General features: G+C 65.7%; 19 protein-coding genes, 1 tRNA gene and 1 rRNA gene. 1 reads left to right on the top strand and 20 read right to left on the bottom strand.

Annotated elements, in window-relative coordinates; all coding sequences use genetic code 11:
• Positions 1-6 precede the first annotated feature (6 nt).
• Positions 7-447 carry an SRPBCC family protein gene (locus tag ACH49N_RS26425; RefSeq protein WP_358275436.1) on the bottom strand — a complete coding sequence of 147 codons (441 nt, stop codon included), beginning with the start codon at positions 445-447 and terminating at the stop codon, positions 7-9.
• A 150-nt stretch (positions 448-597) separates the two neighbouring features.
• On the opposite strand from ACH49N_RS26425, the gene ACH49N_RS26420 reads away from it, so the two are divergent.
• On the top strand, positions 598-1,362 hold the full coding sequence (locus ACH49N_RS26420) for a L,D-transpeptidase (protein WP_358275435.1): 765 nt from the start codon (positions 598-600) through the stop codon (positions 1,360-1,362).
• Between the two features lie 139 nt (positions 1,363-1,501).
• On the opposite strand, the gene ACH49N_RS26415 is transcribed toward ACH49N_RS26420, so the two are convergent.
• The 19 genes from ACH49N_RS26415 to rrf all read right to left on the bottom strand — a co-directional run.
• Positions 1,502-1,575 (bottom strand) — tRNA-Pro (locus ACH49N_RS26415).
• A gap of 85 nt (positions 1,576-1,660) precedes the next feature.
• Positions 1,661-3,088 carry a ribosome biogenesis GTPase Der gene (der, locus tag ACH49N_RS26410; protein ID WP_109329462.1) on the bottom strand — a complete coding sequence of 476 codons (1,428 nt, stop codon included), beginning with the start codon at positions 3,086-3,088 and terminating at the stop codon, positions 1,661-1,663.
• Positions 3,085-3,774 (bottom strand): (d)CMP kinase, encoded by a 690-nt coding sequence (gene cmk, locus ACH49N_RS26405; RefSeq protein WP_159921931.1) that lies wholly within the window; start codon positions 3,772-3,774, stop codon positions 3,085-3,087. Before cmk ends, der begins: the two co-directional genes overlap by 4 nt.
• Complete coding sequence (locus tag ACH49N_RS26400; RefSeq protein ID WP_159921929.1) at positions 3,771-4,892, bottom strand: pseudouridine synthase; 1,122 nt, start codon at positions 4,890-4,892, stop codon at positions 3,771-3,773. The genes cmk and ACH49N_RS26400 overlap by 4 nt, the downstream gene beginning before the upstream one ends.
• Before the next feature lie 18 nt (positions 4,893-4,910).
• Positions 4,911-5,711, bottom strand: coding sequence for an SMC-Scp complex subunit ScpB (scpB, locus tag ACH49N_RS26395; RefSeq protein ID WP_358275433.1), 801 nt, complete (start codon positions 5,709-5,711; stop codon positions 4,911-4,913).
• On the bottom strand, positions 5,708-6,589 hold the full coding sequence (locus ACH49N_RS26390; RefSeq protein WP_159921925.1) for a segregation/condensation protein A: 882 nt from the start codon (positions 6,587-6,589) through the stop codon (positions 5,708-5,710). The genes scpB and ACH49N_RS26390 overlap by 4 nt, the downstream gene beginning before the upstream one ends.
• Complete coding sequence (locus ACH49N_RS26385; protein WP_236603454.1) at positions 6,590-7,489, bottom strand: ParA family protein; 900 nt, start codon at positions 7,487-7,489, stop codon at positions 6,590-6,592. It abuts the gene before it with no gap.
• Between the two features lie 160 nt (positions 7,490-7,649).
• On the bottom strand, positions 7,650-8,573 hold the full coding sequence (gene xerD / locus ACH49N_RS26380; protein ID WP_358275431.1) for a site-specific tyrosine recombinase XerD: 924 nt from the start codon (positions 8,571-8,573) through the stop codon (positions 7,650-7,652).
• Positions 8,574-8,577: 4 nt separating this feature from the next.
• Complete coding sequence (locus tag ACH49N_RS26375) at positions 8,578-9,237, bottom strand: NUDIX hydrolase (RefSeq protein WP_358275429.1); 660 nt, start codon at positions 9,235-9,237, stop codon at positions 8,578-8,580.
• Between the two features lie 13 nt (positions 9,238-9,250).
• Positions 9,251-11,020 carry a CTP synthase gene (locus ACH49N_RS26370; protein ID WP_208961752.1) on the bottom strand — a complete coding sequence of 590 codons (1,770 nt, stop codon included), beginning with the start codon at positions 11,018-11,020 and terminating at the stop codon, positions 9,251-9,253.
• A gap of 144 nt (positions 11,021-11,164) precedes the next feature.
• On the bottom strand, positions 11,165-12,115 hold the full coding sequence (locus ACH49N_RS26365) for a copper transporter (protein ID WP_159921917.1): 951 nt from the start codon (positions 12,113-12,115) through the stop codon (positions 11,165-11,167).
• Positions 12,112-13,296: a putative cytokinetic ring protein SteA gene (steA, locus tag ACH49N_RS26360; RefSeq protein ID WP_109329446.1), complete on the bottom strand. Its 1,185-nt coding sequence runs from the start codon at positions 13,294-13,296 to the stop codon at positions 12,112-12,114. Before steA ends, ACH49N_RS26365 begins: the two co-directional genes overlap by 4 nt.
• Positions 13,297-13,387: 91 nt before the next feature.
• A complete protein-coding gene (gene recN / locus ACH49N_RS26355; protein ID WP_358275426.1) occupies positions 13,388-15,160 on the bottom strand; it encodes a DNA repair protein RecN in 1,773 nt (590 codons plus the stop codon).
• Between the two features lie 2 nt (positions 15,161-15,162).
• Positions 15,163-16,116: an NAD kinase gene (locus tag ACH49N_RS26350; protein WP_109329442.1), complete on the bottom strand. Its 954-nt coding sequence runs from the start codon at positions 16,114-16,116 to the stop codon at positions 15,163-15,165.
• Entirely contained in the window at positions 16,113-16,967 is an 855-nt protein-coding gene (locus tag ACH49N_RS26345; RefSeq protein WP_159921911.1) for a TlyA family RNA methyltransferase, read from the bottom strand. Before ACH49N_RS26345 ends, ACH49N_RS26350 begins: the two co-directional genes overlap by 4 nt.
• A gap of 1 nt (position 16,968) precedes the next feature.
• Positions 16,969-17,196 carry a hypothetical protein gene (locus ACH49N_RS26340; protein WP_159921909.1) on the bottom strand — a complete coding sequence of 76 codons (228 nt, stop codon included), beginning with the start codon at positions 17,194-17,196 and terminating at the stop codon, positions 16,969-16,971.
• A 90-nt stretch (positions 17,197-17,286) separates the two neighbouring features.
• Complete coding sequence (locus tag ACH49N_RS26335) at positions 17,287-18,303, bottom strand: HAD-IIA family hydrolase (protein WP_358275424.1); 1,017 nt, start codon at positions 18,301-18,303, stop codon at positions 17,287-17,289.
• Positions 18,300-19,253: a hypothetical protein gene (locus tag ACH49N_RS26330; protein WP_358275422.1), complete on the bottom strand. Its 954-nt coding sequence runs from the start codon at positions 19,251-19,253 to the stop codon at positions 18,300-18,302. Before ACH49N_RS26330 ends, ACH49N_RS26335 begins: the two co-directional genes overlap by 4 nt.
• A 60-nt stretch (positions 19,254-19,313) precedes the next feature.
• Positions 19,314-19,397: ribosomal RNA gene (gene rrf / locus ACH49N_RS26325) — 5S ribosomal RNA — on the bottom strand; the annotation flags it as partial.

Below are 19,397 nucleotides of genomic sequence, written 5' to 3'. Positions count from 1 at the left end.
GGAGAATCATTTCTCCGCGGCCGCCTTGATTCGCCGAGCGAAGTTCGGCGCGTCCTTGCGTGCAGCGCGGAGCGCGAGAGGAGCGATCAGCTTGCCGATTCCGTGGCCTTCCAGCTCGTTGTAGATGGTGACTTTCGTGCCGGCTCCGGCCGGCTCGAGGTCGTAGCCGCCTTCCTTCGCCGTCACGATGTTCTTGGACCGTTCGGTCCACCGGATCTTTCTCGGTGCCTCGAATTCGGTCAGCTCGAATTCCCGTGTGGTGGTCATTCCGGCATCTTTCACGGTGCTGACGAACACCGTCCCGACTCCGGGTGGTCCGTCGGTGGACTTCGTGATCTTCTGCACACGGGGACTGAAATCCGGGTCGTTGACGCCTGCCGCGAGATAGGCGAACACGTACTCGATGGGGCGGTCGATCACCACGGTGCCTTCGAATCGTCCGGACATGTGCGCCTCCGTTTCGCTGACATCCCGGAACTGACGCTACTCGCGGGACCGTCGGGCAGTCATGAAGTCGTGACATCTCCTCGGTTCCGTTCCCGGACGACGCTGTGTTTCACTGAAATGAGCTCACAGTGATGCGAAGGGCTGACGGCCATGCGTAAAGCGCAGCAGCACGGTGCACGCCTGTTTCTCGTGGCGGTTCTCGCCATCCTGGCCTTGTGCGGGGTGAGTGCCACCGGCACCGCTGTACCGTCGGCCGTCGTTGCGAAAATCGTCGCTCCGGCCATCGCACCCTCGAGCGGTGAGGTCGTCGGCGTCGCGCATCCGATCATCATCCAGTTCCGATCGCCCGTCGCCGACCGGGCGAGCGCCGAACGCTCCGTCGCGATCTCCCCGTCGACGCCTGTGACCGGACACTATTCGTGGATCGATGACAGCGAACTGCGGTGGAGCCCGGACGCTTTCTGGCCGGCGCACACCGCGGTCACCGTCGAATTCGCGGGATCGAAGACCCAGTTCCAGGTCGGCGACGCGCTGGTCGCCGTAGCGAACACTACGACACACCAGTTCACCGTGAGCATCAACGACCGCGTAGTGCACACCATGCCGGCGTCGTTTGGTAAACCCGGCTACGAAACGCCGCTGGGCACGTTCCCCGTCCTCGAGAAGTTCCGCGACATGGTGATGGACTCGTCGACGTACGGCGTCCCGATCGACTCCCCGGAGGGGTACCGGCTTTACGTGGAGTACGCCACCCGCATCACCTGGGGCGGGATCTTCATCCACGGCGCGCCCTGGTCGGTCGCCTCGCAGGGGCGCGAGAACGTCAGTCACGGCTGTATCAATCTCAGCATCGAGAATGCGCGATGGTTCTACGACCACGCCAAGATCGGTGACCCCGTCATCGTCACGAACTGACGCCAGAACAGCGCGGATGCGTCACCGTCCGCGCTCCCTCGGCCATTGCCTTCCCGGTGTCCGCGAGTCTCGCGCGAGGGAGCAAGGCCAGGAACGACAATGACCTGGCGGACATGTTCGTCCACCAGGTCATGTGCGGTCGGGCTGACAGGATTTGAACCTGCGACCACTTGACCCCCAGTCAAGTGCGCTACCAAGCTGCGCCACAGCCCGTCCACACCCTCGTTCAGGTGCTCGATGAGATTACATCAGTGGCAGTCCTGAACGCTAATCGCCTGGTCAGGGCGATTCTTCCGAGCTACCGTCCGCGTCGGTCCCGCTTCTCCCGGACACGAACCGAGATCCGGACGGGGCTGCCGTCGAAGTTGAACTCCTCACGCAGGCGCCGCTCGAGGAATCGCCGGTACCCGGCCTCGAGGAAACCGGTGGTGAACAGTACGAAGGTCGGCGGCCGCGTTCCGGCCTGGGTGGCGAACATCACCCGTGGGAGACGTCCCCCACGCATCGGCGGCGGAGTGGCAGCCACGACTTCCTTCAGCCAGTTGTTGAGCCGGCCGGTCGGAATGCGCTTGTCCCAGGATTCGAGCGCCGTGTCCAGCGCGGGTACCAATTTCTGTACCGCCCGACCCGTGTGCGCCGAGATGTTGACCCGCTGGGCCCACGGCACCCGGACCAGGTCCCGGTCGACTTCCCGATCGAGCTGGAGGCGGCGATCCTCGTCGACGAGATCCCACTTGTTGAAGGCGATCACGAGCGCGCGACCCGCATCGGCCACCATGCTGAGCACGCGCAGGTCCTGCTCCGAGATCGGCTCTGACGCATCGATGAGCAGAATCGCGACCTCGGCGGCCTCGATGGCACTCTTCGTGCGAAGGGAGGCGTAGAACTCGGCGCCGCTGGCGTGACTGACGCGCTTACGCAAGCCTGCCGTGTCGACGAACCGCCACGGCCGGCCACCGAGCTCGACGATCGAGTCGACCGGGTCGACGGTAGTGCCCGCGACGTTGTGGACGACGGAACGCTCGTCACCCGACAGCTTGTTCAGCAGACTCGACTTGCCGACGTTCGGTTTCCCCACCAGAGCGACACGCCTCGGACCGCCACCCGGAATACCTTCGCGAGGGGTTTCGGGCAGCGCGGCCAGAACCTCGTCCAGGAGGTCGCCGGTACCGCGGCCGTGTGTCGCACTCACCGAGTGCGGTTGCCCGAGACCCAGCGACCACAGTGCCGCAACCTCGGATTCGGTGCGCCCGTCGTCAACCTTGTTAGCTACCAGCAAGACTGGAGTTTTGGAGCGGCGCAGGACCTTGGCGACGGCCTCATCGGTGGCGGTAGCGCCGACAACGGCGTCGACCACGAGGAGAATCGCATCCGCGGTCTGCATCGCCAGTTCCGCCTGCCGCGCCACGGACTGCTGGAGACCCTTCGCGTCGGGCTCCCAACCACCGGTGTCCTGTACCAGGAATCGGCGACCGCTCCAGTTGGCCTCATAGGAAACGCGGTCGCGGGTGACACCCGGAATGTCCTCGACGACCGCCTCACGACGACCAATGATGCGGTTGACCAGCGTGGATTTACCCACATTCGGACGGCCTACCACCGCAACGGTGGGTACGGGAATATGGGCTTCGCCGTCGGTTCCGTCCTCCAGATCGACGACTTCCCAGTCGGACTCTTCGCTCCACGTTCCGTCGCCCGCGAATTCAGTTGTGAATTGTTCGGTCACTGCACTGCTCCAGTTCTCTCGCTTACCACCAGCAGCAACCTGCCGATCACGTCGTCGATTCCGAGTTCGCTGGTGTCGACCAGCACAGAATCTTCTGCCGGCCGCAGCGGCGACACGGCGCGTGTGGAGTCGAGGTGGTCGCGACGCTCGACGTCGGCGAGGACCGCGGCGTAATCGTCACCTCGCCCCTCCGCGAGATTCTGCGCGTTCCTGCGCTGAGCGCGGGCGGCCGACGAAGCGGTGAGAAAAATCTTTACGTCGGCGTCGGGCAGGACGACCGTCCCGATGTCCCGCCCTTCCACGACGATCCGGTCCGCCTCCGCTGTCAGACGACGCTGCGCCTCGACGAGGCGAGCGCGAACGGCAGGGACGGCGGAGACGGCAGAGACAGCTTTGGTGACCGCGTCACCTCGAATCTCCTGGGCGACGTCCTCACCGTCGAGCAGGACCTGCTCACGGGTGGGGTCGGTGCCGATCGACCAGGGCAGACCGGCGGTGGCGTCGGCAATCGCGTCGGGATCCCCGAGGTCCACTCCCTTGCGAAGTACATGCAAGGTAGCGATCCGGTACATGGCACCGGTGTCGAGGTAGCGGGCTCCGAGCTCCTGCGCCAGCTGCCGAGACACACTCGACTTGCCGGTTCCGGACGGTCCGTCCATGGCGACGACAAGCGAGGCGGCGCTCACAGACCCACCGCCCCGTACAGGCCGCCGACCTCGCCGCGGCCGAGGACTCGCAGCGTTCCCGGGCGCTGTTCACCCAGGGCCACGGGACCGATGTCCGTCCGGACGAGCCGGATCACCGGGTGCCCGACTGCGTCGAACAGTCGGCGCACGATGTGCTTGCGGCCTTCATGCAGCGTGACCCGAACCAAAGACTTGCCCTCGTTGATGTCGAGGAGGGTGAAGGTGTCGACTTTCGCCGGCCCGTCGTCGAGTTCGACGCCCTCTTTGAGCTTCTTCCCGACACCGCGCTCGAGTGCACCGGACACGGTCGCCAGATAGGTCTTCGACACCTCGAACGACGGGTGCATGAGCCGATGGGCCAGATCGCCGTCGTTGGTCAGCAGCAGCAGACCCTCGGTGTCGGCGTCGAGGCGGCCCACGTGGAACAGCCGCTGACCGGCCGCGACCCTTTCGGAGACGATGTCACCCACGCACGGACGACCGAGGTCGTCGGACATGGTCGACTGCCAGCCGCGAGGCTTGTTCAGCGCGAGATGGACCAGATCCTTCTGGACGACGACGCGTACCCCGTCCACGCGAACGACAGCGTTTTCGGGGTCGATCCGCAATCCCTGCTCGATCACGATGCGACCGTCGACCTCGACCCGCCCCCGGGAGATCAGTTCCTCGGCGGCGCGACGTGACGCGACTCCGGCCTGGGCGAGCACCTTCTGCAGCCGCACACCGTCGCCCTGTGGGGGCCCGACGGGCCTTTCGGCGTCTGCATGCTGGTGCCGGGCGGGCTTGGCATTGCTGACCTTGGGGGCCTGAGTTTGCGCACGCTGGGGCTTGGCCGATTTCGGCTTGCCTCGCTTGTTCGTGGCGACCGGGGCTTCCGGCCTGCCGGTTCGAGTCTTCGCGGCGTCCGGCCTACCTGAGCGGCCCTTCGCGGCGTCCGGCCGACCTGTTCGGGTCTTCGCGGCCTCCGGCCGACCTGTTCGGGTCTTTGCGGCCTCCGGCCGACCTGGACGCTGGCCCGTGTCCGACCGGCCCGACCTGTGGCCGGTCTCCGTCTTGTCGGTGCGATGCTTGTTGTTGTTGCGATCCGGTGTGCCATCTCGGCGAGCGGGTTTCTTCACTTTTTTCTACGATCCCTGTCAGTCTTCGGTGTCGAGCCCGGTGCCCATCTTGTCCGTGGACGCCGTAGCTTTATTCATTCTCGCAAATCGTGGGTCAGATTCCAGACTGTCGCTGATGTCGTCTATCAGGTCCACGTCCGGCAGCAACGGGGCCAGGGCGGGCAGATCGGCGAGAGAGGCCAAGCCGAGCCGTTCCAGAAAGAGCTCCGTCGTCGAGTACTGCGTGGCGTTGGTATCGGGATCGACCCCGGCTTCGGCGATCAATCCACGAGCGAGAAGCGTGCGCACCACACCATCCACGTTGACGCCGCGCACCGCACTGATCCGTGCGCGGGTCAACGGTTGACGGTATGCCACGACAGCAAGAGTCTCCAAAGCAGCCCTCGTCAGCTTGGAGCGTGCCCCGTCCAGCAGCAGGCGCTCCACGTAGGGCGCGTAGACGGTGCGGGTGTAGAGACGCCAACCGTCACCGGCATATCGGAGGTCCATGCCACTACTGCGGGCCGTGAGCTCGGCGGACATCCGGTTGAGGGTCTCGGTGATGCGTTTCACAGAAGCCCCGGTCACGGAGGACAGCAGATCGACCCCGGCAGGCGAATCGACGATCAACAGCAGCGACTCCAGAACGGCCTCGAGCTCGGCGTCCGACAGTTCGTCGTCACCGCCGAGCGAAGCCGGCTCGTCGTCACAGCCGAGCGAAGCCGGCTCGTCGTCACAGCCGAGCGAAGCCGGCTCGTCGTCACAGCCGAGCGAAGCCGGCTCGTCGTCACCGCCGGAGGCATGGGGCTGGTGGGGCTCGTCGTGCGGGGCCGAGCTCATCCGTAATCCTCCTCGGTCACCGGGAGACGGACGTCGCCCCCGGTCCAGCTCACCAACAATTCACCGAGAGGCTCGGGTTGCTCGAACAGCACCGACTGCTCGCGGTACAGCTCGAGCAGCGCGAGAAATCGTGCCACGATCTCGACTGCTACCTCACATTCCGACACCAGTTCACCGAAGCTCGCCCATTGATTCGCGCCACGTCCGCGAAGCAGTTCCAGTATCCGGGCGGCCTGCTCCGGCACCGACACCGCATGCATGTCGTGCAGGTGGTCGAGTCCCACGGTCGGGGTCGGGCGGGGGGTGAACACGGTAGCGGCGATCTCGGCGAACCGCTGCGGGTCGACACCGAGCAACACCTCGGGGAGCAGGCTTGTGAACTGGTCTTCCAGCGCGACCGATCGCGGATATCGCCGAAGGGCCGCGGCTTCGAGTTCGCCGAACAGCTGGGCCGCCTGCTTGTACGCGCGATATTGGAGCAGTCGGGCAAACAGCAGGTCACGGGCCTCCAGCAGGGCCAGATCCTCGGCGTCCTCCACCTGTCCGGCAGGAAGGAGTCGCGCCGCCTTGAGGTCGAGGAGTGTTGCGGCGACCACCAGGAACTCGGTGGTCTGGTCGAGGCCCATCTCCGCACCGAGTTCGCGGGTGTAAACGATGAAGTCGTCGGTCACCTGATGGAGCGCGACTTCCGTTACGTCGAGCTCACGCTGGTTGATGAGGGTGAGCAGCAGGTCGAACGGTCCCTCGAAGTTCCGCAGGGTCACCCGGAAGCCGGCCTTGACGGCGGAGGCCTGCTGATCGTTCGACTCGGCCGGCACCGATGCCGCGCCGGGATTCTCGGTATGCGATGGAGCCACGACGTCCTGGGTGTTCACCACTTACCGGCCGGAACGGTGGATGACCTCACGGGCCAACGCGCGGTACGCCTCGGCACCGGGCGACTTCGGCGCCCAGGTGGTGATCGGCTCACCGGCCACAGAGGTTTCCGGGAATCGCACGGTCCGGTTGATCACCGTGTCATACACCACCTCGCCGAACACCTCGACCACCCTGGCCATCACCTCGCGGGCGTGGAGCGTGCGGGCGTCGAACATGGTCACCACGATCCCGGCGAGTTCGAGCTTCGGGTTCAGTCGGTCGTGCACCTTTTCGACGGTGTCGTTGAGCAGCGCCAGTCCACGCAGGCTGAAGTATTCGCATTCCATGGGGATGATCACCGAGTCCGCGCAGGCGAGAGCGTTGACGGTGAGCAGGCCGAGGGACGGCTGGCAATCGATGAGGACGTAGTCGTACCGGTCCAGCACGGGATGCAGCACCCGGCCCAGGGTTTGTTCCCGTCCGACCTCGGTGACGAGCTGAATCTCCGCGGCGGAAAGGTCGATGTTGCTCGGTAACAGGTCGAGATTTTCGACGCGTGTCCGCATCAGCACATCGTCGATCGACACGCGGGGTTCGACGAGCAGGTTGTGCACGGTGAGGTCGAGGTCGTGGTGCGCGACCCCCAGGCCGGCAGACAGCGCGCCCTGCGGGTCGAGATCGACGAGCAGGACCCGACGGCCGTACTCGGCGAGGGACGCCCCCAGGTTGATCGTGGACGTCGTCTTCCCGACTCCGCCTTTCTGGTTGCACATCGCGACGATCCTCGCGGGACCGTGGGATGGCAGCGGCGCAGGTTCCGGCACGGCACGGGTCGGTCTCCCGGTGGGGCCGAGCTCACCCGATTCGACGACGGTGTCGTCGAACAGGGCTGCGGGGTCGGTCTGTCGCATGTCGAACATGTCGCCCTCCGATTGCGAGTGCCCTGACTCCGCTGCTGGCGGCTGCGGTGTCATCACGGTCCGATGATCCCCTGTTCTCTCGATGCTCGCTGTCGATCACACATCGTTATACGAACGCTACCGCTTCGTACCATGAATATTCCCCTCGACACGCGTTCGCCTACCGCGCCCGAGGGTGGGCGTGTGCCCACACTTCGCGCAGCGAACCCACCGTGACCAGGGTATATATCTGCGTCGTCGTGACGGAGGCGTGTCCGAGCAACTCTTGGACGACGCGCACATCGGCGCCCCCGTCCAAAAGGTGAGTGGCAAACGAGTGCCGCAGCGTGTGCGGCGAGACCGCTACCGTGATCCCGGCAGCCTCCGCCGCAGTCTGCAACACCTTCCAAGCGCTCTGCCGTGATAGTCGACCACCGCGGACATTGAGGAAGAGCGCGGGCGTGCCCCGCGACATCAGCGCCGGCCGGCCGCGGACGAGGTAGGCGTCGAGGGCTTCTACCGCGGGCCTGCCCACGGGGACGACCCGATGCTTTCCGCCCTTGCCCCGGAGCAGGACGGAGCGGTTCTCGGTGTCGATGTCGTCTACATCGAGGCCGACCGCTTCGGAGATGCGGGCCCCCGTGGAGTACAGCAACTCGAGAAGAGCGCGGTCGCGCACCGCTCTGGGCCCGTCGGCGGGCCCTGCGCCGCCGACGGCCTCGAGTAGCGACAGCACCTCGCGGACGGGCAATGATTTGGGAAGCCGGGTGGCCGGCGAGGGTGGTCGGACTACCCGAGCCACGTCCACCGCCGCCATCCCCTCAGCGGTGGCAAAGCGGTGAAACCCGCGCACCGCGATCAACGCGCGGGCGGCCGAACTCGCGGCCAGCGCCGGCAGGCCGCGCTCGGGGTCACCGCTGCGCAGCGCGACGACGAATTCACTGACATCCTGCTCGCGGACCCGTCCGATGTCCGTGATCCCTCGATCGGCGAGGAATTGTGTGTACCGCGACAGGTCACGCCGATACGACGAGATGGTGTTGCGGGCAGCACCGCGTTCGACTGCCAGGTGATCGATGTAGGTTTCGACCTGCCGCGGGATCACCGGATCATTCTCCCGCGGCTTCGACCCCGGCACGTGAGCGTTTACTCTCACTGAACTTCGCCGGACGATCGACCCACGGTGCATCCCGGTCGCGTAGTGGCGTGTCGGGTCGCGACTTGATTGCGGCCAACGACATGATCCCGGAAACCGCGGTGGCGTTGACGATCTCACCGCGCAGGACCATCGCCACCGCCTCGTCGAGCGGGAACCGCTCTATCTCGAGGTCCGCCTCTTCGTGCTCCGGTTCGGGCCGGTGGACGGTGTAAAGGTCCTCCGCGAGAAACACCCGCACCGACTCGTCGGTGAAGCCGGGCGAGACAGCCACATCCACGAGGACAGCCCACTGTTTCGCCGCGAGTCCTGTTTCCTCGGCCAGCTCCCGCTTCGCAGCCTCGAGCGGGTCCTCGTCCGGTTCGTCGAGGAGGCCCGCCGGAATCTCCCACAGCCGGCGGCCCACCGGGTGCCGGTACTGGTGGATGAGGACGAGCCGGTTCTCGTCGTCGAGCACCACGACGGCAACTGCGCCGTGATGCTCGACGACCTCTCGTTCGGCTGTCCGCCCATTCGGCATCGCCACCTCGTCCAGACGCAATGCCAGGATGGCCCCGCTGTAGACGACGCGCGAGTCGAGAATGTCGAATTCGTGCCGATCGGTGTCGGTCATGCGCCGGCTCTACTTATCCGGCACTGTCGATCGACGCCCGGTCCGTGGCGGCAGCCACCTCGTCCGCCACGGCGACCTCGACCGTCCGCTCCTCACCGTGGACGTCGACGGGAAGGCGTTCTTCGAGCTTGTACGTCAACGCCGCTGCGACGAATGCCGCGAACAAGGGATGCGGACGAGTCGGACGGCTCTTGAGCTCCGGGTGGGCCTGCGTTGCGACGAAGAACGGATGCTGCTTCGCTGGGTACTCGACGAACTCGACGAGGTGCCCGTCCGGCGAGGTCCCACTGAAGAGAAGTCCGCTCTTGGCGATGCGGTCGCGGTAGGCATTGTTGACCTCGTAGCGGTGCCGATGACGCTCGGAAACCTGCTCGCTGCCGTACGCCCGCGCAACGACCGACCCCTTGGCCAGCACGGCGGGATAGGCGCCGAGGCGCATCGTTCCACCGAGGTCGGCTTCGCCGGCCACGACGTCTTCCTGATCGGCCATCGTGGAGATGACCGGGTGCGTCGTCTCGGGCTCGAACTCCGCAGAGTTGGCATCCTCGAGCCCCACGCTGCGGGCGGCCTCGATCACGACGCATTGCAAGCCGAGGCACAGGCCGAGCAGTGGGATCTTGCGGTGGCGCGCATACCGGATGGCGCCGAGCTTGCCCTCGATGCCGCGGATCCCGAAACCGCCGGGAATCAGCACCCCGTCCACATCCCCCAGCGCTGCCTGCGCTCCGGCTTCGGTCTCACAGGCGTCCGAGGGAACCCAGGAGATCTCCACCTTGGATCGGTGAGCGAAGCCTCCGGCTCGCAGTGCCTCGGTGACCGACAGGTACGCGTCGGGAAGGTCGACGTACTTGCCGACGAGCGCGATCCGCACCGTCTCGCGCGGCTGGTGGACGCGCTCGAGAAGATTTCCCCAGACCGTCCAGTCCACGTCCCGGAACGGTAGTCCCAGCTGACGCACGACGTATGCGTCGAGACCCTCGCTGTGGAGAACCTTCGGAATGTCGTAGATCGACGGCGCATCGGGTGTCGAGATACATCCGTCGACGTCGACGTCGCACATCAGCGCGATCTTGTTCTTCAGCGCCGGCGGGACCTCACGGTCGCAGCGCAGGATCAGCGCGTCGGGCTGGATACCGATGTTCCGCAGCGCGGCAACCGAGTGCTGTGTGGGTTTCGTCTTCAGCTCACCCGACGGCGCCAGGTACGGAACCAGAGAGACGTGGAGGAAGAAGACATTGTCGCGGCCGACGTCGTGTCGCACCTGACGGGCCGCCTCGAGGAACGGCTGCGACTCGATGTCGCCGACGGTGCCGCCGATCTCGGTGATCACCACATCGGGACGCTGACCCTGCAGGTCCGGCCCACTCATGGCGAGGATGCGGCTCTTGATTTCGTCCGTGATGTGCGGAATGACCTGGACGGTGTCCCCGAGATACTCCCCCCGCCGTTCCTTGGCGATGACCGTCGAATACACCTGCCCCGTGGTCACATTCGCCTGACCGGAAAGGTCGCGATCGAGGAAGCGCTCGTAGTGGCCGACATCGAGGTCGGTTTCGGCGCCGTCTTCCGTCACGAACACTTCACCGTGCTGGAAGGGATTCATCGTTCCCGGATCGACGTTGAGGTACGGATCCAGTTTCTGCATGGTCACGCGCATCCCTCGCGCGGTCAGCAATTGTCCCAGACTCGAGGCTGTGAGGCCCTTGCCGAGCGAGGAGGCGACGCCGCCGCTGACGAAGATGTGCTTGGTGGCGGTACGCGAAGAAGTGCGTGACTGTGGCAAAGGGGCTCCCGTGACGACTGTGCAGGGCTTGGTCTGTTCGAGCAATGCTGGGGCCTGCCGACCCACGGGACTTCACGGTAACACCTCCGCAGACCTGCGGGAAACAACGCGCCGAGATTGCACTCCCCCATGGTGTGACGTGCACTACGCGGGCGTCGCCCCGACCGTGACTCCGGTGGTTCCCGGTCCGGTCCCATACCGGCCGGCGCCGCCGCCGAGCTGTTCCTGCAACGACAGCGGAACGGTAATCTTCCCTGCCTCGCGGTCGATGTTGTCGATCGTCGTGAGCGCCGCCGACAGTGCGGCATCGGCACGGGCAACGGCGACCGCACCGTTTCCCTGCGCTGAAGCCGGACGACCGGCGAGGACGGTTCCACCGCCACGCGAGTCCAACGCTCCCGCGAACCGGGCAACCACCGCGCCCCGGTTACCGCTGGCGCCGTCCTCCACGTCACGGTCCCCCGTGAGCACCACCGCGAGCTGGGCGGGCTCGACCCCACCGTCGTCGTAGGTGATGAAACCCGCACCTCGCAACGTTTCCAGAGCGAGCGCCCTCTCCTGCGGTGAACTCTGCGGCTGACCGGTCTCCTTGCCGAGCAGAACCACCGAGCCCAGGAGGTCACCCGCCAGGCTGCCCTGATCCACGGCACCCGTCTTCAAGGTGACACCGGCGGGGATGACATTGTTGACGACCGTGCGCAGCCGGTCACCACCAGTAGCGTCGACGAACGAGTCCGTCAGCGACACCCGTCCCGTGACGCTGCCACCGGCCGCCCCGATCATCCGGTTCACCCCGTCGAGGTCGGCAGGGTCGGCGTCGGGCGTGGTCACCACGACGACAGTTCGCCCCCCAAGGGCGTCGGCCACCACCCGGCCGGCCACCGCCGAGTCGAAACCATCGGCCGAATTCAGCTGCTCGGTCAGCTGGTTGTTGCGTTCGTTCGCTTTTTCGATGTCGTTCTGCAAATCAACCTTGTCATCGCGGAGACCGGACACCAGACCGCTCGACAGCAGGCCGGATCCCAGCACCACCCCGATTGCCAGCGCCAGGAAGATCGCTGCGATCGAAATGGCATGTTGACGCAAAGAAATCACTTGAAGAACCCCTGCACCCACAGCGCAAAGCTATTCCAGGTCGCGATAGCCCAGTCCAGAGCTTCACCACCGACATTCGACACCACGAGGGCCACGATCACCGCAACCAGAGCGGCCAGTACGAGCAGAGCGATGGCGCCTCCCGACACCCTGCTGCGGTAAAGGGTCGCCACGGCCTTGGCGTCCACCAGCTTGGGTCCAACTTTCAACCGGGTCATGAACGCCGACGGATTGCTGTCGCGGCGGCCGCGGTCGAAGAACTCGTCGAGAGAGACCGTATTGCCCACGGTCACGATCAACGAGGCACCGTGGTGATCGGCAAGGAGCAGTGCCAGGTCCGACGGAGACCCGGAAGCCGGGAACGTCATCGCCCCGATGCCCAGGTCCTGGATACGCGACAAGCCCGAGGCATGCCCGTCCTGGTCTGCCGGCAGCACCACCTCGGCGCCCGACTTCAGCGTCGCGCTGGTGATGTCCTCCGGGTCACCGACGATGAGGTCGGGCCGGTAGCCGGCAGATCTGAGAACGTCGGCGCCTGCCCCCACCCCGATGAGGATCGGCGAGTATTCCTTGATGAACGGTTTGAGATTTTTCAGATCCGACGCGTGATCCGGTCCGTCGGACACGATCACCACGTGCCGATCCTTCATGTCGACGTCGACATCCGGCACTCCCACCCCGTCGATGAGAAGCGGACTTTCGGTGCGGATGAACTCGATCGTGTTGCCGGAGAACGCTTCCAGGTGATCGACCAGTCCCGTCTTCGCCTCGATCATCCGATCGGAGATTTCGGCCTCGGTCTGCTCGTCGCCCTTGGCGATGCGCCGCTCCCCCGAATAAACGCAGCCGCCGTCGATCCGGACCTTGCTTCCGTCCTTGATGCTCTTGAAAACCTCGGTTCCCGCGGAATCGATCAGGAGGATCCCGTTGGCGACGATCACCTCCGGTCCCAGATTCGGATAGCGCCCCGAAATCGACGGAGACGCGTTGACCACTGCGAGAACGCCGGCCTTGACCAAGGCGTCCGCGGTACCGCGATCGAGGTCGAGTTCATCGAGAACGACGACGTCACCTGGCCCGACACGCCTCAGCAGCTTGGCTGTGTTGCGGTCCACCCTGGCGATGCCGCTGACCCCAGGCAAAGTTTCGGTGTTACGTGACAGCAGTGCCGGCATCTTCATGGCTTCGATGATGACGCGGATGCACAGCCCACCTGTGGAGGCGCGCCGAACCAGCTACCACATCGGTCCCACCATCATCAACAGTTTTCGCTCAGACAGCGCGTTCCGCTTTTGCCGTGGCCAGCAGTTCCTCAGCGTGTGCACGACCGGTTTCGGTGTCGTCGAGACCGGCGAGCATCCTGGCCAGTTCCACGACCCGCTCGTCATCGGTGAGGGTGCGCACCCCGCTACTGACGACTCCGTCGGCGTCGTCGACCTTGTCGACCACTAGATGGGTATTAGCGAATGCCGCCACCTGCGGCAGGTGGGTCACGACGATCACCTGGTGGGTTCTCGCCAGCCGGGCCAGTCGCTTGCCGATCTCGACTGCAGCGCGACCGCCAACCCCTGCGTCGACCTCGTCGAACACCATGGTCGCCCCCGAATCGGATCCGGCAAGCACCACCTCGAGTGCAAGCATCACCCGCGAAAGTTCACCGCCCGAGGCGCTCTTGCTGATCGGCAGCGACTGTGCACCACTATGGGCCGACAACCTGAATTCGACTTCGTCGACACCCGAGGACCCGGCATGCACCTGTGCGCCCTCGACGGTGAGCGGAGCGGTGTCCTGAGGGCCCGCCGCACGTGCGCGTACCGACACGTCGAGAGCTGCGCGGCCCATCGCGAGACCGGACAGCTCCGAACTCACTGCTTTGGCGAGCTTGGCCGCAGCCTTGACACGGGCGGCGGTGAGTTTCGATGCCGCCTCCGCAGTCGCCGCCGCCGACTCCTCCACCTGCTTCGTCAGCGCGGCCAGCGCATCGGACGACACATCGATCTTCTCGAGCCGCGCCCGCGCGTTCTCGGCCCACTCCAGCACGCCGTCGACGTCCGCAGCGTACTTGCGCGTGAGGTTCTTGAGCTCCGCCTGCCTCGACAACAGCGAATCGAGAGCGCCGGGGTCCGCGGGCAGTCCGGCCAGGTAGGTGGTGAGGTCGGCCGACACGTCCGTGACCACGGCGATGGCATCCGCAAGACGCGAACCCAGCCCGTCGAGCTCCGGATCAGTGGCGGACTCGATACGGGCGCGGGCTTCGGACAACAAGTCGAGGGCGGGCGGCGACACGCCGTCACCGTCCATCTCGTCACCGCCGGCAAGTGCGGTCTGCGCCTCCTGCGCTGCCGACCGCAAGGAGTCGAGTTCGCTGAGCCTGCGCACCTCCGCGACGATCGACTCGTCCTCCCCCGGGGTGGGTGCGATGCCGTCGATTTCGTTGAGGGCAAACGTCAGCTGATCGGCCTCCTGCGCGAGTTCGCGCGTGCGGCCGGTTCGCTCGATCAACTCCGATCGTGCGGTCAGCCACTCGTCGCGGTGCTTGCGGTACCGCGCCAGCAGAGGGCCGACGGTTTTCTCCGCGAATCGGTCGAGCGCAGCACGCTGCTGGTCGGGTCGTAACAGCCGCAGTTGGTCGTTCTGCCCGTGCACGGTCAGTAGCGGGTCGGTGAAGTCGGACAGCACTCCTGCGGGGACACTGCGGCCGCCGAGGTGCGCGCGCGAGCGGCCGTCGCTGCTGACCGTCCGCACGGCGATGATGGTGCCGTCTTCGTCCCGCTCGGCGCCGGTCGACTCGAGCAACTCGGTGACGGCCCGCTCGACGCGTTCGGTATTCTCGTCCGTCACGAAACGACCTTCGACGACGGCTCGCGGCGCCCCGAGACGCACCCGGCCCGCGTCTGCCCGGGCACCGCTGAGGAGATGGAGGCTGGTCACCACCATCGTCTTTCCGGCGCCTGTCTCACCGGTGAGTACTGTCAAGCCTTCGTGGAACTGCGCGGACGCCTCGGAGATCACACCGAGGTTGTCGATCCTGATCTCTGCCAGCACGTCTAGGGTTTCCTTCCTCGCCACCCGGTGACGGGCAGCTCGAACTTTCGCACCATGCGATCGGCGAAGGGAGCCGAGTCGAGTCGCACCCAGCGAACGGCTTCCTTACCGCGCACCACCTCCACCCGCGCACCCGCAGGAAGTTCGAGAGTTCTCCTGCCATCACAGAACACCAAGCCATCATGACTACCGGCCACCGTCTCGACAGCAATGATCGACTCCGGGCTGGTGACGAGCGGCCGCGCGAAGAGTGCGTGGGCATTGCTCGGAACAACCAGCAGGGCTTCGAGTTCGGGCCACACGACGGGACCGCCGGCGGAGAAGGCGTAGGCCGTCGACCCGGTCGGTGTCGAGATGAGCACTCCGTCGCATCCGAACGCCGACACGGGGCGGCCGTCGACTTCGAGCACTACTTCGAGAACACCGAGCCGGGACCGGTTCTCGATGCTCGCTTCGTTGAGCGCCCAGCCCCGCTCGATGATCTCGTCGTCCACCCGGACGACGACGTCCAGCGTCATGCGCTGTTCCACCCGGTATTCGCGGCGCACCACCTGACCGAGTGCCTCGTCCAGATGTTCGGCCTCCGTTTCGGCGAGGAAGCCGATGCGCCCGAGGTTGATACCCAGCACCGGAATGGACGCGGCCTGAGCAAGTTCCGCGGCGCGAAGGAAAGTCCCATCTCCTCCGAGGACCAGCACCATTTCGCAGCCGAGGGCGGCGTGCGGACCGGCCTGGACGATCGTCACCTCGAATCCCGGCACGAGGAACTCGTCGGGCGCCATGCCGTCCATTGGTTCGATGCGCGTGTTGTCGACCTCGTCGACGAGGACGCGCAGTCCGATTCCAGCGCTCTTGAAGATCTCACCGACGCGCCGTGCCGTCTCAGTGATTTCGGCCCGGCCCGGGTGCGCCACCAGCAGAATCTCGCGTGCCGTGCCGCTGCTTCCCCCGCTCACTGTGGTCCTTCCTGCACCGCGGTGCGGATCAACTCTTCGATCGAGTCGACCGGTTCATCATCAACCCCGGGTACGACACCCGGTTCCGGCACCGCAGTGGCACCCGAACGGAGCCACAGGAAATACTCGACATTTCCGGAGGGACCTGGCAACGGGCTCGCGACGGCTCCCAGCGTACGCAGCCCCAGGGACTCCGCGGCCCTTGCCACCCTGAGCACGGCAGCCACCCGCAGTTCCGGGTCACGGACAACTCCGCCCGACCCGACATGATCTTTACCGACTTCGAACTGCGGCTTCACCATCGGAACGAGATCTGCCCCGGCAGTCACACACGCGACGAAGGCCGGCAGCACGAGTTCGAGGGAAATGAACGACAGGTCGGCGACCACGAGATCGACAGGTCCGCCGATGCGCTCGGCGTCGATAGCACGCACGTTGGTGCGGTCGACCACACGAACCCGATCGTCCGACTGCAACCGCCACACCAACTGGCCGTATCCGACATCCACCGCGACCACCTCCCGGGCGCCGTGGTGGAGAAGTACATCCGTGAAACCCCCCGTCGAGGCGCCGGCGTCGAGACACCGCTTTCCGTCCACCGAGAGCCCGCCGGGTCCGAACGCTTCGAGAGCTCCGAGCAACTTGTGGGCGCCCCGCGAAGCCCAGGACACCTCGTTGTCCACCTCGACCACCCGTAGCGGTGTTCCCGCTTCGACGGCGGTAGCGGGTTTGGTCGCAGCTACTCCGGAGATCAGCACTCTGCCGGATGTTATGAGTTCCTGGGCGTGTTCACGGGACCGGGCCAGTCCACGCCGAACGAGTTCGGCATCCACCCGCGCGCGTCGGGCCACCTCAGATCTTGTCCACGGCGGCCAGCGCTTCCACCAGAACGTCGTGGGCCTTCTCGAGCAGATGCGCTTTCTTCGGAATGACACCGACTCCGTGTGGGTCCTCGGGATCTGGTTCGACGGCGTGCAGCCGCGTCAGCAATCCGTCCACCTCCGCGGAAATCTTCTCGGGGTCGACACTCGGCGTTGGCCCAGGTAGATGGGCTCCCGGGCGCGGTATTGGCGTGCTCATCGGGCACAACGCTAGTCGATCCCCTTCGGATACGCATACAGCGAACCGCGCCGCGGACACAAAGGATCTGCGGGCACTCGAGTTGCGCGGTCAAGCACCCCAATCGGACACGAGCGCGCTGACTGCCGGGTGAGTGGACGTGACGCGGCCGAACTCCGGGTACTTCCATGCTGACACAGCCACGTGCCGGAGCAGCGTCACCGAATCGGCAGTGCCGATCGATTCGCCTTTCGGTTCGATCACCAGATCAGTGCCATCGAACTCGACGGAGAACCGGCGGTCCTCGCCGACCCGCGATTCGTCAGCAGGCCGGTTGAGGGCATCCAGTTCGGACGCGATGAAGGTCGGGCGTTGTTCCTCGGTTGCCCGAAGGACGTCGATGGCAGTGCTGACCCCGGTGAGCACCAACAGGGATTCGAGACCCACCGCGTTGGCGCCCTCGATGTCGGTGTCGAGTCTGTCGCCCACAACCAGAGGGCGCGAACTCCCACTACGGCGTATCGCGTCTTCCATCAAAGGCGCTGCCGGTTTACCGGCAACCAAAGGTACGCAGGACGTTGCGGTGCGCAGAGCGGCCACCATAGATCCGTTGCCCAGCACCAGCCCACGCTCGGTAGGGAGCGTGGAATCGACATTGGCCGCTACCCAGAGAGCTCCCGACCGGATGGCGAGAGTCGCCTCCGCAAGAATCGCCCAGTCGGTTGTCGGAGAATGGCCCTGCACCACCGCGACGGGCGAATCCGCGAACAACCGCACCGGGCGCAAGCGGACCCGCGCCACTTCATCCGCCAGGGCTTCCGTCCCGACCACCAGCACTGCAGCACCGGGTTCGATCTTCTCAGCGAGGAGTCGAGCTGCGGATTGCGAACTCGTGACCACCCTCGACTCCGAGGCGTCGAAACCGAGCTCGGTCAGGTGTGCGGCGACCTCACCTGGGCTACGACTCGCATTGTTGGTCACGTAATAGAGGGCTTGCGTTCCCGACGCCAGCGCGGCCCGGGCACCGGGAATTGCCAGCGGACCCTGATACAGGGTGCCGTCCAGGTCGAGTAGCAGAGCGTCATATCCCTCACGCAGCGACGACGCCACACCGTGCTCCACCGTCACTGATCGTCTCCGGTCAGCTCGGCCACACGCTCCTCTGCGTCGGTATCACCTTCGAGGTCCGCCGCAGCCGAATTGAGGAACCACTTCAGTCCGTCCTCGATACGGCCGGCGGCCACCAGGGCGTCGGCATACGCATAGAAGAGACGCGCAGCGCCCGGACCGGTACGGGAAGCGTCGAGGTCCGGCGTCTGCAACGTGACCACGGCCTGATCGAACTGCCCGAGGTCCATGCGCGCACCTGCAACTACGATGCGCAGCTCGGCGGCATCGTCACCAGACAGAGCCGCTGCTTCATCGCTCCGACCCAGTTCGATCGCCCGTTCTGGTCGGCCCAGTCCACGTTCGCAATCCGCCATCACGGCGAGGAGTCCGGGACCGCCAGCCATCCGACGTGCGGCCCGCAGCTCGGACAGCGCTTCTGCCCATTCACCAGCGTGGTACGCGGTGATGCCCGCGGCCTCACGAACGACGGCGATACGTCCGGCCCGCTGCCGCGCCGCACGCGCATGCGCCAGGGCCAGTCGGGGATCGTCGTCAACCAACTTGCCCGCCATCACCAGATGCCGCGCAACGGTATTCGCGTTCGTCTTGTCCAAGCTCAGCAGGTCACGCCGGACAGTCGGATCAAGTTCACCGGCCTCGACATTTTCGGGCAGGTCGGGTTCGTCGGGACGGGCATCCTGCCGCTGCGGGCGGTCACCATCACGACCCCGCGGAGTGAATCCGCCCTCGCCCCCACGGCGCTGCCCACCCCGCCGGTCATTGCCGGCACCGCCACGAGAATCACCTCGCGGTCCGCCGAACGATCCACCACGACCACCCGACGGGCCACCTCTGCTCGACCCTGAGGCACTGCCTCGGTCCGCACCGGAAGCACCGCCTCGTCCAGAATTAGAGGCACCGCCTCCGCGGAAGGATCGACGTCCGTCGTCGCTCTCCGACACAGTCATTCCTTTCACACAAAGCACGAAAGGGGACCCAGTATATTGGGTCCCCTTTCGGTAACGGATGTTCGGCGGTGTCCTACTCTCCCACACCCTGTCGAGTGCAGTACCATCGGCGCTGGAGGGCTTAGCTTCCGGGTTCGGAATGGG

It is taken from the genome of Rhodococcus sp. NPDC019647 (assembly GCF_044389235.1).
GTDB classification, from domain to species: domain Bacteria; phylum Actinomycetota; class Actinomycetes; order Mycobacteriales; family Mycobacteriaceae; genus Rhodococcus_F; species Rhodococcus_F oxybenzonivorans.
This window is presented reverse-complemented; position numbering and strand designations above follow the sequence as displayed.

Excerpts from the sequence above, each read along its gene's own strand:
- ACH49N_RS26425 (WP_358275436.1), bottom strand. The coding sequence starts at position 447 with ATGTCCGGACGATTCGAAGGCACCGTGGTGATCGACCGCCCCATCGAG.
- ACH49N_RS26420 (WP_358275435.1), top strand. The coding sequence starts at position 598 with ATGCGTAAAGCGCAGCAGCACGGTGCACGCCTGTTTCTCGTGGCGGTT.
- scpB (WP_358275433.1), bottom strand. The coding sequence starts at position 5,711 with ATGAGCTCGGCCCCGCACGACGAGCCCCACCAGCCCCATGCCTCCGGC.
- ACH49N_RS26385 (WP_236603454.1), bottom strand. The coding sequence starts at position 7,489 with ATGTTCGACATGCGACAGACCGACCCCGCAGCCCTGTTCGACGACACC.
- ACH49N_RS26375 (WP_358275429.1), bottom strand. The coding sequence starts at position 9,237 with ATGACCGACACCGATCGGCACGAATTCGACATTCTCGACTCGCGCGTC.
- steA (WP_109329446.1), bottom strand. The coding sequence starts at position 13,296 with ATGAAGATGCCGGCACTGCTGTCACGTAACACCGAAACTTTGCCTGGG.
- ACH49N_RS26340 (WP_159921909.1), bottom strand. The coding sequence starts at position 17,196 with ATGAGCACGCCAATACCGCGCCCGGGAGCCCATCTACCTGGGCCAACG.
- ACH49N_RS26330 (WP_358275422.1), bottom strand. The coding sequence starts at position 19,253 with ATGACTGTGTCGGAGAGCGACGACGGACGTCGATCCTTCCGCGGAGGC.